General features: G+C 73.6%; 13 protein-coding genes. 8 read left to right on the forward strand and 5 right to left on the reverse strand.

Features of this window, described 5'->3' with window-relative positions; all coding sequences use genetic code 11:
- Positions 1–151: 151 nt before the first annotated feature.
- Genes ABZ898_RS14265 through ABZ898_RS14275 form a run of 3 tightly spaced genes read left to right on the forward strand, consistent with a single transcriptional unit; the run spans position 152 to position 2,623 of the window.
- Complete coding sequence (locus ABZ898_RS14265) at positions 152–739, forward strand: DUF5998 family protein (RefSeq protein ID WP_361657337.1); 588 nt, start codon at positions 152–154, stop codon at positions 737–739.
- Entirely contained in the window at positions 739–1,929 is a 1,191-nt protein-coding gene (locus ABZ898_RS14270; RefSeq protein ID WP_361657340.1) for a nucleotide pyrophosphatase/phosphodiesterase family protein, read from the forward strand. Before ABZ898_RS14265 ends, ABZ898_RS14270 begins: the two co-directional genes overlap by 1 nt.
- A 43-nt stretch (positions 1,930–1,972) precedes the next feature.
- Complete coding sequence (locus ABZ898_RS14275; RefSeq protein ID WP_361657343.1) at positions 1,973–2,623, forward strand: thymidine kinase; 651 nt, start codon at positions 1,973–1,975, stop codon at positions 2,621–2,623.
- A gap of 1 nt (position 2,624) precedes the next feature.
- Here the strand turns inward: ABZ898_RS14275 and ABZ898_RS14280 are convergent, their stop codons facing one another.
- On the reverse strand, positions 2,625–3,425 hold the full coding sequence (locus tag ABZ898_RS14280; protein WP_361657346.1) for a VOC family protein: 801 nt from the start codon (positions 3,423–3,425) through the stop codon (positions 2,625–2,627).
- Positions 3,426–3,711: 286 nt separating this feature from the next.
- Here ABZ898_RS14280 and ABZ898_RS14285 point away from each other — a divergent pair, with 286 nt between their 5' ends.
- Positions 3,712–4,554 carry a sulfurtransferase gene (locus ABZ898_RS14285; protein WP_361657349.1) on the forward strand — a complete coding sequence of 281 codons (843 nt, stop codon included), beginning with the start codon at positions 3,712–3,714 and terminating at the stop codon, positions 4,552–4,554.
- Between the two features lie 47 nt (positions 4,555–4,601).
- Here ABZ898_RS14285 and sepH read toward each other — a convergent pair whose 3' ends face one another.
- Positions 4,602–5,642, reverse strand: coding sequence for a septation protein SepH (sepH, locus tag ABZ898_RS14290; protein ID WP_361657352.1), 1,041 nt, complete (start codon positions 5,640–5,642; stop codon positions 4,602–4,604).
- Positions 5,643–6,136: 494 nt separating this feature from the next.
- On the opposite strand from sepH, the gene ABZ898_RS14295 reads away from it, so the two are divergent.
- Positions 6,137–6,895 carry a hypothetical protein gene (locus ABZ898_RS14295; protein ID WP_361657355.1) on the forward strand — a complete coding sequence of 253 codons (759 nt, stop codon included), beginning with the start codon at positions 6,137–6,139 and terminating at the stop codon, positions 6,893–6,895.
- Here ABZ898_RS14295 and ABZ898_RS14300 read toward each other — a convergent pair.
- Complete coding sequence (locus tag ABZ898_RS14300) at positions 6,819–8,138, reverse strand: D-arabinono-1,4-lactone oxidase (RefSeq protein ID WP_361657358.1); 1,320 nt, start codon at positions 8,136–8,138, stop codon at positions 6,819–6,821. The two genes, ABZ898_RS14295 and ABZ898_RS14300, sit on opposite strands and share 77 nt — an antisense overlap.
- Positions 8,098–9,336, reverse strand: a complete 1,239-nt coding sequence (locus ABZ898_RS14305) for an MFS transporter (RefSeq protein WP_361657361.1) — start codon at positions 9,334–9,336, stop codon at positions 8,098–8,100. Before ABZ898_RS14305 ends, ABZ898_RS14300 begins: the two co-directional genes overlap by 41 nt.
- 176 nt (positions 9,337–9,512) lie before the next feature.
- Here ABZ898_RS14305 and ABZ898_RS14310 point away from each other — a divergent pair, with 176 nt between their 5' ends.
- Together ABZ898_RS14310 and ABZ898_RS14315 are read left to right on the forward strand one after the other, a co-directional pair.
- The gene (locus tag ABZ898_RS14310) at positions 9,513–10,640 is read left to right on the forward strand and encodes a ferrochelatase (protein ID WP_361657364.1); all 1,128 of its coding nucleotides are present in this window, start codon (positions 9,513–9,515) and stop codon (positions 10,638–10,640) included.
- Between the two features lie 8 nt (positions 10,641–10,648).
- Positions 10,649–11,464 (forward strand): inositol monophosphatase family protein, encoded by an 816-nt coding sequence (locus ABZ898_RS14315; protein ID WP_361657367.1) that lies wholly within the window; start codon positions 10,649–10,651, stop codon positions 11,462–11,464.
- A gap of 99 nt (positions 11,465–11,563) precedes the next feature.
- Here ABZ898_RS14315 and ABZ898_RS14320 read toward each other — a convergent pair whose 3' ends face one another.
- Positions 11,564–11,737 carry a hypothetical protein gene (locus tag ABZ898_RS14320; protein ID WP_361657369.1) on the reverse strand — a complete coding sequence of 58 codons (174 nt, stop codon included), beginning with the start codon at positions 11,735–11,737 and terminating at the stop codon, positions 11,564–11,566.
- Between the two features lie 414 nt (positions 11,738–12,151).
- On the opposite strand from ABZ898_RS14320, the gene ABZ898_RS14325 reads away from it, so the two are divergent.
- Positions 12,152–12,805 (forward strand): response regulator transcription factor, encoded by a 654-nt coding sequence (locus tag ABZ898_RS14325; protein WP_007387794.1) that lies wholly within the window; start codon positions 12,152–12,154, stop codon positions 12,803–12,805.
- The last annotated feature ends 1 nt before the right edge of the window (position 12,806 follow it).

Consider the following 12,806-nt stretch of genomic DNA (forward strand, 5'->3'; position numbering starts at 1 on the left):
GGCCGTACAACTCCATACAGCGGTGCTGTGCGGTTCACCTCCTGATCGGGGTGGCACCGCCTCCGGTCCATCCCGCGGCACCGCGCCGAGGGCGCCGCCGGTCCCTCCGACTGGCCCGGAGTGCCCCCGCCCACGGATTAGGATGGACGCCATGGCCAAGACCAGTACGACGACCCAGGGGCTCCGCGCGGCGATCGAGCGCAGCGGCTACTACCCGGCCCTCGTGGCCGAGGCGGTGGAGGCCGCTGTCGGCGGCGAGCCCGTCTCGTCGTACCTGGTCCACCAGGAGACCACGTTCGACCAGAACGAGGTCCGCCGCCATGTCACCGTCCTGGTCCTCACCGCCAACCGCTTCATCGTCAGCCACACCGACGAGCAGGCCGCCGACGGCACCTCCCCGACGCCGTACGCCACCACGTCGACCGAGTCCGTGAAGATCGGCCGGATCTCCTCCGTCGTGGTCAGCCGGGTGGTGGCCAACCCCGAGCAGTACACGCCGGGCACGCTGCCCCGCGAGGTCGTCCTGACCATCGGCTGGGGCGCGGTCAGCCGCCTCGACCTGGAGCCCGCCGCCTGCGGCGACCCGAACTGCGAGGCCGACCACGGCTACACCGGCAGCTCCACCGCCGACGACCTCAGCCTGCGCGTGAGCGAGGCCGGGGACGGCCCGGAGACCGTGCGCCAGGCGCTCGTCTTCGCCCAGGCCATCTCCGAGGCGACCGCGGACGTCACGCGCTGATGTCCCACCCCTCGCCCTGGGACGCCCTGGAGCCCCTCGCCCTGGACACCGCGCCGTTGCCCGAGTACGGCAGCGGCTCCCTCGCCGACCTGCTGCCCACCCTGGCCGCCGGTCTCGGCGTCCCCGGCATGACCCCGGCCATCACCGAGCTGACCCCGGCCGACCGGGTCTGCGTCTTCCTCGTCGACGGCCTCGGCTGGGACCTGCTGCGCGCCCACCCCGACGAGGCGCCGTTCCTGAACTCGCTGCTCGGCAGCTCGCGCGGCGGCACCGGCCGCCCGCTCACCGCCGGTTACCCGGCGACCACCGCGACCTCCCTCGGCTCCGTCGGCACCGGCCTGCCGCCCGGCGCGCACGGCCTGCCCGGCTACACCGTGCGCGACCCCGCGACCGGGCAGCTGATGAACCAGCTCCGCTGGCAGCCCTGGACCCCGCCGCGGGCCTGGCAGCCGTACCCGACCGTGTTCGAGCTGGCCGACCGGGCCGGTGTGCACACCGCGCAGGTGTCGGCGCCGCACTTCCAGAACACCCCGCTCACCCAGGTCGCGCTCAGCGGCGGCACCTTCGTCGGCAGCCTCGCCGGCGACGAGCGCATGGACCGCGCCGCCGCCCAGCTCGCCGCCGGGGACCGCTCGCTGGTCTACACGTACTACGCCGAACTCGACGGCGCCGGACACCGCTACGGCATCGGCTCCGACACCTGGCGCGGCCAGCTCATGTACGTCGACCGGCTCGCCCAGCGGCTGGCCGAGCAGCTCCCGCCGCGCAGCGCGCTCTACGTCACCGCCGACCACGGCATGGTCGACATCCCCTTCGACGAGGAGCACCGGATCGACTTCGACGAGGACTGGGAGCTGCGCGCCGGCGTCTCCCTCCTCGGCGGCGAAGGCCGTGCCCGGCACGTCTACGCGGTGCCCGGCGCCGCGAACGACGTGCTCACCTGCTGGCGCGAGGTCCTCGGCGACCGCTTCTGGATCGCCTCCCGCGACGAGGCCGTTCAGGCGGGCTGGTTCGGGCCGCACGTCGACGAGCGCGTGTACCCGAGGATCGGCGACGTCGTCGCGGCCGCCCACGACGACGTGCTGATCACGGCCTCCGAGCGGGAGCCCAAGGAGTCGCTGATGGTCGGCAACCACGGCTCGATGACCCCCGCCGAGCAGCACGTCCCCCTCCTCGAAGTCCGCTCCTGACCCTCCCCCCACCGTCAACTCGCCGAAAGGTGCTCAACCCCTCATGCCCGAGCTGGTGTTCTTCTCCGGAACCATGGACTGCGGGAAGTCGACCCTGGCTCTGCAGATCGAGCACAACCGCTCGGCGCGAGGACTCCAGGGCCTGATCTTCACGCGGGACGACCGGGCGGGCGAGGGCAAGCTGTCCTCCCGCCTCGGCCTGGTCACGGACGCCGTCGAGGCGATGCCGGGCATGGACCTGTACGGCCATGTCGTGGCCCTGATGTCGCGCGGCGGCAAGGTCGACTACGTGATCGTGGACGAGGCCCAGTTCCTCGGGCCCGAGCAGATCGACCAGCTGGCCCGCGTCGTGGACGACCTGGACCTCGACGTCTTCGCCTTCGGCATCACCACCGACTTCCGCACCAAGCTCTTCCCCGGCTCCCAGCGCCTGATCGAACTCGCGGACCGGATAGAGACGCTCCAGGTCGAGGCGATGTGCTGGTGCGGAGCCCGCGCCACCCACAACGCCCGCACGGTCGGCGGCGAGATGGTCGTGGAGGGCGAGCAGGTGGTGATCGGCGACGTGAACCGCCCCGCCACGGCCATCGGCTACGAGGTCCTGTGCCGCCGCCACCACCGCCGCCGGATGACCGCCGCCGCCACCCAGGCCGGCGCGCTGTCCCCGGACGTGCTGCCGGTGACCTCGGGCTGACTCACCTCCGGGGCCGGGGCAGCGTCCCGGGCCTGCGCACCACGCCGAGCCGGGCCCCGTGCGGGTCCGCCACCGTGGCCACCCTGCCGTACGGGGTGTCGTGGACCGGTTCCAGCAGGCGGCCACCGAGGTCCAGCACCTGCCGGACGGTGGTGTCGGTGTCCGTCACCTCGAAGTGGGGCATCCAGTGCGCGCCCAGGGCGCGCGGGAGGTCCGGGCCCATGCCGTGCAGCGCCACCACCGGGCGGCCGCCGCTGCGCAGGGTGATGTGGTCCGGCGCCGAGGGGGGCTCGGCCTCGTAGCCGAACACCCGCGCGTAGAACGTCGTCACGCGCACCGCCGACATGGTCCGCAGCTCGGTCCACGCGGGCAGACCCGGTCCGCCGCCGCGCGCCGGGGCCGGGTGCGCCCAGGCGGTGCAGAAACCGAAGACCGCTCCCAGCGGGTCGGCGGCGATGGCCACCCGGCCGTTCCCGCCCGCGTCCAGCGGGCCCACCGCGACCGTGCCGCCCGACATCCGTACCCGCTCGGCCGTGAGGTCCACGTCGTCCGAGGCGAGGTAGGGCGTCCAGGCCGCCGACAGGCCCGCGTCCGGCGGCAGTTGGCCGATGACCGCCACCTCCCGCCCGTGCAGCGACGCCCGCACCGGGCGGCCCAGCGGGCCGGCCCGGAACTCCCAGCCGAACAGGGTCCGGTAGAACTCCTCGGCGGCGGCCGCCGCCGGTGTCATCAGGCTCACCCAGCACGGCGTGCCGGGTGCGTGCGGCGCTCGTGGGTCTGCCGACTCCGGTGCCTCGGTCATCGATCACTCCCTCTCCGGTCCCTCATGGGGGCCGTGTCGCATCCGCTCGCCGCGGGCGGGGCCGGTAGCCGGCGCCCGCGTGCCCGTGCCGCCTCCGGTACGGGGTGACACGCGGTGGTGGCGGAAGGTCCGGTCGGCCGCCGTCCGCCCCGCGGGCGATGACCGGCGAGCGCCGCCGAACGCACACTGTGTGCCCGATACCGTACGCCGTGTGATCGGGTCCGTCCGGCCGAGCGGGACAGCCGTACCCGGGCGTGGCGGCCGGACCGTGCGCGAGGATGGCGTCATGACTGTCACCATCACCGCCTCCGAACTCGCCCGGGATCTGGCCGGACCGACCCCGCCGACGCTGCTGGACCTGCGCTGGCAGCTGAGCGCGCCGGGCGCCCCCGCCTTCGACGCCCGCCGCGCGTACGAGGCCGGACACCTTCCCGGCGCGGTCTTCGTCGACCTGAACAGGGAACTGGCGTCGGCTCCGGGCCCGCGCGGCCGTCACCCCCTGCCGGACATCGCGGAGTTCGGCGCCGCCATGCGCCGCGCGGGCGTGTCCGCGGGCACCCCGGTCGTCGTGTACGACGGCGGCCAGGGCTGGGCGGCCGCCCGGGCGTGGTGGCTGCTGCACGCGACGGGTCACCCGAACGTGAGGGTGCTCGACGGCGGGTTGACGGCGTGGGAGGGCCCGCTGTCCACCGAGGTGCCCGCCCCGGCCGAGGGCGACTTCGCGCCGCTGCCGGAGCCGGCCGGGGTGCTCGACGCCGACAGCGCGGCCGGACTCGCGGGCTCGGGCGTCCTGCTCGACGCCCGCGCGGGGGAGCGGTACCGGGGCGAGGTGGAACCCATCGACCGGGTCGGCGGGCACATCCCGGGCGCGCTGTCGGCGCCGACGGCGGAGAACGTGGGTCCCGACGGCCGCTTCCTGTCCGCCGCCGACCTGCGCGACCGCTTCAAGGCGCTGGGCGTCACCGGTGACGCGCCGGTCGGGGTCTACTGCGGCTCCGGCGTCTCCGCCGCCCACGAGGTGCTGGCACTGGCGGTCGCGGGCATCCCGGCCGCGCTGTACGTGGGTTCGTGGTCGGAGTGGTCGGCCGACCCCTCCCGCCCGGTCGCGGTGGGCCCGGACCCGCGCTGACGAGGTGAGGGGTGGAGCGCCTGCGCACTCCACCCCTCACCTCGCGGCTACTCCTGCTTCTTGCGCCGGGTGCCGAACACGATCTCGTCCCAGCTCGGCACCGCGGCCCGGCGGCCGGGGCGCACCCCGTCGGCCTCGGCCTGACGGTCCGTCGCGCCGGTCAGCCGGTCGCGGTGGCTGGAAACCGCGCGGGGCATGAGCACGTCCGCGTAGGCGGAACCGGCCGACGCCGCGGACGCCGGGGGCTCTTCCTCCATGACCTCCTCGGCCGCCTCCTCCTCGGGCTCCGGCGGCGGCTCGGGCACCACCAGATCGCCCCGGAAGCTCGGCACGGCCTCCAACAGGCTGGTCAGGGAGTCGCGTTCGCCCGCGCTCTCCTCGGCGGGCTCGGACGGCTGCGCGGGCAGACCCGGCCGCTCGCGATCACCCCGGTCGAGGGCGCGGTCCATGGTCCGGTCGCGCGGCAGCCGGGCGATGCGCGGGACGAACGGGAAGCTGGGCTCCGCCACCGCGAGGTCGTCGGACTCGCCGATCAGCGAGCGCGCCTCGTCGTCGACCGCCTGCACGAGCCGCCGGGGCGGGTCGTAGGTCCAGCTCGCCGAGTGCGGTTCACCCGCGACCAGATAGACGAGCAGCACTTCCCAGGTGCCGTCGTCGCGGCGCCAGGAGTCCCACTGCACGGTGTCCTTATCGGCGCCCCGCAGCAACAGCCGTTCCTGCACGGTCTCGCCGAGCAGGGGGCCGGAGTTCTCGCCGGGGCGGCGGACGGGGGTCTTGCGGGCACGCTCGGCCATGAAGGCGCGCTCGGCGAGCACGGGTCCCTCGAAGCGGCGGACGCGGTCGACCGGGATGCCGGCGAGCTGCGCGACCTCTTCCGCGGTGGCACCGGCTCTTATACGCGCCTGGATGTCCCGGGGGCGGAGGTGGCTCTCCACCTCGATCTCGATCTGGCCGAGCCGGGGGCGGTCGCCGCGGACGGCGGCGCGCAGCCGCTCGTCGATCGGAAGGGTGTACTCCGTCGCGTCGGCAGCCTTGAGCACCAGCCGTGTGCCGTCATTCGAGACGGCCACGACACGCAGTTCGGGCATGGGGACCTCCCGGATGGTGCCTGCCGACGTCACCTGCGTCGCTGCTTCCGCTAGTCGAGTGTGGCCTGCCCGAGCGCAACGTGCCACAACCTTGCCGAGTTCCCCGGCGTGTCGGGCGCGGGCCCGGCGCTGCCGTTATGGCACGGTTACCAGTTCGCAACGCTGAGTGACGAACTTCATCACCCTGTGCAACTTTCCCCCTCCTGGCGGCCCTGCGAGGCTCCGGACATCCCTATGGGACACCGGTGCCCAGGGCTCGCAACAGTACTCCATTCGGGCCATGCGCGTCGGTCGGCGCGCCACTCAACTTCAGCCGAGGGGTGCGACTTGGCCGCCCATGGGCGGGTTCCGCCGCGCACCAACGTGGCGAAGTTCACGCAATGCGGCCAAACGGAACTAATGCTCCGGTCCGCACGTCCCTCCCTCGTGCGACCGGCCGGCCCGCGGTGGTCGCGAGTCGAGTCGAGTACGGGAAAGGCAGGCAGGTTCCGGGTATGCGTGAAACGCCCGACGAGGGTCGAAAACGGTTCGACCTGAACGTCCCCCAGGTCGCGGGCAGTGCGCTCGCGGCGGTCGTGGCGGCCAAGATGGCCTCCTACTTCGGGGTGTACGGCACGATCCTGGGCGCCGGAGTGGTCAGCATCGTCGCCACCTGCGGCGGCTCTGTCTTCCAGCAGTTCTTCCGGCGTACGGGGGAGCAGCTCCGCGAGGCCAGGGACGTCCCGCGCCTTCGGACGGGAGCGGTCGCGGGTGTACCGGAGCCGGTGCCGGGCGAGTTCACCGAGGGCACGGTCTACCGGGCGAAGGTCAAGAGCTGGAAGCGCCCGCTGCTCGCCGCGGCCCTGGTCTTCGGCGTCACCATGGGCGGCATCACCGCCTACGAGGCCGCGTCCGGCAACACCTTCAGCGGCGGCTCGGGCACCACGGTCAGCGACGCCGTCGGCGGCCGGAGCTCCTCGCACCACCGCCGCGACGACGACCGCGCCCCCGACCCGGCCCCGTCCACGACACCCGCGCCCACCGAGGAGACCCCGTCCGGCGGCGGTGGCGCCACCACGCGGCCGACCGCGCCCGAGACCACCCGGACCCCGAGCGGCCGGCCGAGCACCACGCCCGGTCAGGACGGGACCGCGACTTCCGCCCCCACGCCCAGCGAGGGCGGGACGGAGACGGCGCCTACGTCCCCAGAACCCTCCGCAAGTAGTCGTTCTGGAACAGCCGTTCCGGATCCAGTCGGTTCCGCACTGCCGTGAACTCGGTGAAGCGCGGATACACCCCTTCGAGGTACTCCGCGTCGCGGGTGTGCACCTTGCCCCAGTGCGGCCGGCCCTCGTGCGCGGTGAACACGCGCTCGGCGGCGCTGAAGTAGGCCTGGTAAGGGGTGCCCCGGAACATGTGCACGGCGACGTACGCGCTGTCCCGGCCCGAGGCCGTGGACAGCGTGATGTCGTCGGCGGGCGCGGTGCGCACCTCGACCGGGAAGCTGACCCGCAGCCCGGACCGCTCTACCGCCGCCTTCAGTTCGCGCAGTGTGTCGGCCAGCGCCGCGCGGGGCACCGCGTACTCCATCTCCACGAACCGCACCCGGCGCGGCGAGGTGAACACCCGGTAGGGGATGTCGGTGTAGGACCGCGCCGACAGGGCCCGGCTGGAGATCCGGGCGAGGGCCGGGACGGAGACCGGGGCCGCGTGGCCCACCCACTGGGCGGCCTGGAAGACGCCGTTGGAGAGGAACTCGTCCTCGAACCAGCCGGCCGCCCGCCCCACCGGCCGTGCGGGGCCCGCGCTGCGGTTGTTGCGCTTGGTGTTGGTGCTCCCGGTGTGCGGGAACCAGTAGAACTCGAAGTGCTCGTTCTCCGCCCAGAGCTGGTCGAACTCGGCCAGCACCCGGTCGAGCGGCATCGGTTCCTCGCGGGCGGTGAGGAGGAACAGCGGCTCCACGGCCAGGGTCACCGCGGTGACGATCCCCAGCGCGCCGAGGCCGATCCGGGCGGCCGCGAACACCTCGGGGTTCCGCTCGGCGGAGCAGGTGAGCACCGAGCCGTCGGCGGTGACCAGTTCGAGCCCCCTGATCTGGGCGGCGATGGAACCGGACTCCCGGCCGGTGCCGTGCGTGCCGGTGCTGGTGGCGCCGGCGACGGTCTGCTCCATGATGTCGCCCATGTTGGTGAGCGACAGCCCCTCGCGCGCCAGCGCCGCGTTGAGCCGCTTCAGCGGGGTCCCTGCCTCGACCGTCACGGTCATGGCGGCGCGGTCGATGCCGCGGATGCCGGTCAGCAGGTCGGGGCGGATCAGCACCCCGTCCGTGGCCGCGACGGAGGTGAAGGAGTGCCCGGTGCCCACCGCCTTCACCCGCAGACCCCGTTCGGCGGCTCCGCGCACCTCGGCGGCCAGCTCCTCGACCGAGGCCGGAGACGCCTGCCGGGCGGGCCGGGCGGTCACGTTGCCGCCCCAGTTACGCCAGATTCCGTGCTTCGAGTTCGCCCTGCTGCTCAACGGTGCCTCCCCGCCCCGTGACCGGCCTGCGCAGCCGGCGGTACCCGAGGAAACCGACCACGACCGCGGCCGCCCCGGCGACCACCGGGACCCCGTACCCGGCGCGCGCGTCGGCCGCGTCGATCACCCAGCCCGCCGCGGCGGAGCCGAGCGCGACCCCGACCGCGAGGCCGGTGCCCACCCAGGTCATGCCCTCGGTGAGGTTCGCGCGAGGTACGTGCTTTTCGATGAGGGACATCGTCGTGATCATCGTCGGTGCGATGGACAGCCCCGCAACGAACAGTGCCACGGCCAGAAGCGCCAGGTTTCCGACCAGTAGGAGTGGGATCATACTCATGGCCATCGCGCTCACTCCCAGGAGCCACCGGCGCTGAGGCGGCCCGGAGAAGCGCATCAGGCCGAAGACCAGGCCCGCGAGGCACGATCCGGCGGCGTAGAGCGCGAGGACCACGCTGGCCGCGCCCTTGTGGCCGCGCTCGTCGGCGAAGGCGACGGTGACCACGTCGATGGCGCCGAAGATCGTGCCCGTGGCCACGAAGGTCGCCACCAGCACCTGGAGTCCGGGGGAGCGCAGCGCGCTGCCCGCGCCGTGGTGCTCGCGCGGGTGCGGCACCGGCTCGGTGGCCCGCTGGGCGGTCAGCCAGAACACGCCGACGGCCAGACAGCAGGCCGCGAGCAGCGGGCCCGCCTCCGGGAACCAGGCCGTGGACAGGCCGATGGAGACGATCGGTCCGAGGATGAAGCAGAGTTCGTCGACGACCGACTCGAAGGAGTAGGCGGTGTGCAGCCTGGGGTCGCCGGCGTACAGCGCGGCCCAGCGGGAACGGATCATCGCGCCCAGGCTGGGCACCGCGCCGACCCCGGCGGCGAAGGCGAACAGTGTCCAGTCCGGCCAGCCGAAGTGCGCGGCCAGCAGCAGCCCGGCGCCCGCGGCGAGCGCCACCAGGGTCGCGGGGCGCAGCACCCGGCGCTGGCCGTGCCGGTCCACCAGCCGGGAGATCTGCGGCCCGAGCACGGCGGCGGAGAGCGCCATGGTGGCCGAGAGCGCGCCCGCGAGGCCGTAGCGCCCGGTGAGCTGGGAGATCATCGTGACCACACCGATGCCCATCATCGACAGTGGCATCCGTCCGACGAGACCCGCGGCGGAGAAGCTCTTGGTGCCCGGTTCGGTGAACAGGGCGCGGTAGGGGCTGGGCACGCGGGGCTCCGTCTGGACTGCTCAGTAAGGCGCGAAGTGGGTGGATACAGCTTACAAGTTAGGTGACCCTAACGCAGCCGGTTCTCCGGGCCGGGCGAATCAGTGCGAACACCTGCATTCCCGGCGCGTCCTCGTGCCGTTTCCTCCCTGTCAGTGGCGGGTGGCAGGATCGAGTCATGCCAGACGCGCTCGATGCCACCCCCTACGACGCCCTCCTCCTGCTCTCCTTCGGCGGTCCCGAGGGGCCGGACGACGTGGTCCCGTTCCTGGAGAACGTCACGCGCGGCCGCGGTATCCCCAGGGAACGCCTCAAGGAGGTCGGGCAGCACTACTTCCTGTTCGGCGGGGTCAGCCCGATCAACGAGCAGAACCGCGAGCTGCTGGACGCGCTGCGCAAGGACTTCGCGGACCACGGGCTGGACCTGCCCGTCTACTGGGGCAACCGCAACTGGCAGCCCTACCTCACCGACACCCTGCGCGAGATGACCGCCGACGGCCGCCGCCGGGTCCTGGTCCTCGCCACCAGCGCCTACGCCTCCTACTCGGGCTGCCGCCAGTACCGGGAGAACCTGGCCGACGCGCTCGGCGCGCTCCAGGCCGAGGGCCTCACGCCCCCGAAGGTCGACAAGCTCCGGCACTACTTCAACCACCCCGGCTTCGTCGAGCCCATGGCCGACGGCGTCCTGCGCTCGCTGGCCGACCTCCCCGAGGAAATCCGCGACGGCGCTCACATCGCCTTCACCACCCACTCCATCCCGACCGCGGCGGCCGACACCTCCGGCCCGGCCGGGGACCACGGCGACGGCGGCGCCTACGTCGCCCAGCACCTGGAGGTGGCCCGGCTCGTCGCCGACGCCGTCCGCGAGCGCACCGGCGTCGACCACCCCTGGCAGCTCGTCTACCAGTCCCGCTCCGGCGCCCCGCACATCCCCTGGCTGGAGCCGGACATCTGCGACCACCTTCAGGAGCGGCACGCCGCCGGGGTCCCGGCCGTCGTCATGGCGCCCATCGGCTTCGTCTCCGACCACATGGAGGTCCTCTACGACCTCGACACCGAGGCCACGGCCAGGGCGGCCGAACTGGGCCTGCCGGTGCGCCGCTCGGCGACCGTGGGCGCCGACCCCCGGTTCGCGGCCGCCGTCCGCGACCTCGTCACCGAGCGCGCCGGCACCGAGCGCGGCGAGGCCGTCACACCGTGCGCCCTGGGCGCGCTCGGCGCGAGCCACGACCTGTGCCCGGTCGGCTGCTGCCCGGCCCGCGCCCCGCGCCCCGCGGCCGCGGGCGCCGACAGCCCCTACGCGTGAGGAGACCCGTGACCGACCCGCTCCGTTCCGAACTGCTCCAGCTCGCCCAGCGGGCCGCCCGCGAGGCGGGCGCGCTGCTGCGCGACGGCCGCCCGGCCGACCTCGCGGTGGCCGCGACCAAGTCCAGCCCGGTCGACGTCGTCACCGAGATGGACCTCGCCGCCGAGAAGCTGATCGTCGACCTCATCTCCGGCAGCCGCCCCGAGGACGGCTTCCTCGGTGAGGAGGGCGCCAGCTCCGAGGGCACCAGCGGAGTCCGCTGGGTGATCGACCCGCTCGACGGCACGGTCAACTACCTGTACGGGCTGCCGACCTGGGCCGTCTCCATCGCGGCCGAGGTGGACGGGGAGACCGTCGCCGGTGTGGTCGCGGCCCCGATGCGCGGCGAGACCTACCAGGCCGTGCTCGGCGGCGGCGCCTGGGCGACCGGGGCGTGGGAGGGCGAGCGCCCGCTGGCCTGCCGCCCGCCCGCCCCGCTCGACCAGGCGCTGGTCGCCACGGGCTTCGCCTACGTCGCCGAGGCCCGCGCCCGCCAGGCCGCCGTCGCGGCCCGGCTGATCCCGCTGGTCCGGGACATCCGGCGCGGCGGCTCGGCGGCGATCGAGCTGTGCGACGTGGCCTGCGGCCGCCTCGACGCGTACTACGAGCGCGGGCTCAACCCGTGGGACGTGGCCGCGGGGGACCTCATCGCGCGGGAAGCGGGCGCCGTGACCGGTGGGCGGCCCGGAGAGCGCCCCTCGGGCGCGCTGACGCTCGCGGGTACCCCGAGCGTCTTCGAGCCCCTCCAGCGGCTGCTGGGGGACTTCGGCACCTGGCAGGACTGACCGCGCCGCGCGGCGGAAAGTGCTGACCGCGCGCAGCGGAAAAGAGCGGGCCCCGGCACAGGCGTGCCGGGGCCCGCTCCTTCTTGTGTGCGAAGCCGGTCAGGCGTGGGTGACGCCGACCTCCACACCGTGCTCGGCCGCGAGGCGGCGCAGGTCGTCCAGCTCGCCCTGCTCCACCTCGACGAGGAATTCGTCCCCCTCGTCACGAGCCCGGGTGAGGTCGGACTCGGTCGTCTGTATGCGCTGCAGAAGTCCCGTGGTGAAAGCGTCCATGCTGCGCCCCCTCGTCCTGGGTCGTGGGTCGTTGGCACGGGTGTGCCTGGTTCAAGGAAGGGGCGATCATCGCCGCGAGTGCCCAGCGCTGCCCTGCTGGGCGGCGGCGGTGCCGGACACCCGCGCCCGCTCCGCGGAGTGATCGCGGAGTACCGCATGGTGCTGCGGCACATGCAGAGCGTGATCGCGGGGTGTAAAGCCGTCCTCCCCGCGCGCCATGCCGGGGAAACCTCGCCGACCGGAGAAATTGCGGCATTCTCGTCCCGCCACCCCCGCCCCTGCGGTGCCGCACCCGGCTTACAGCCGACTTATGGCCGAAAAGGGCAGGATGGAGGCCCACGATCCCACGGACGGCCCCGCCCGCCCGCGCTCCGGCGCGGCTCACGCGGGCGGACTTCAGGAAGGACTAGCGACGTGCGTGTACTCGTCGTCGAGGACGAGCAGTTGCTCGCCGATGCGGTGGCCACCGGACTGCGCCGGGAGGCCATGGCCGTCGACGTCGTGTACGACGGTGCGGCCGCCCTGGAGCGCATCGGCGTCAACGACTACGACGTGGTCGTCCTCGACCGCGACCTCCCCCTCGTGCACGGCGACGACGTCTGCCGCCGCATCGTGGAGCTGGGGATGCCCACGCGCGTGCTCATGCTCACCGCGTCCGGCGACGTCAGCGACCGCGTCGAGGGGCTGGAGATCGGCGCGGACGACTACCTGCCCAAGCCGTTCGCCTTCAGCGAGCTGATCGCGCGCGTGCGCGCCCTCGGCCGCCGCACCAGCGTGCCCCTGCCCCCGGTCCTGGAGCGGGCCGGCATCAAGCTCGACCCCAACCGCCGCGAGGTCTTCCGCGACGGCAAGGAGGTCCAGCTCGCGCCCAAGGAGTTCGCGGTGCTGGAGGTGCTGATGCGCAGCGAGGGCGCCGTCGTCTCGGCGGAGCAGCTGCTGGAGAAGGCGTGGGACGAGAACACCGACCCCTTCACCAACGTGGTGCGGGTGACGGTGATGACGCTGCGCCGCAAACTCGGCGAACCCCCGGTGATCGTGACCGTCCCCGGCTCGGGCTACCGGATCTGAT

The organism is Streptomyces sp. NPDC046860 (assembly GCF_040645115.1).
Lineage (GTDB): Bacteria > Actinomycetota > Actinomycetes > Streptomycetales > Streptomycetaceae > Streptomyces.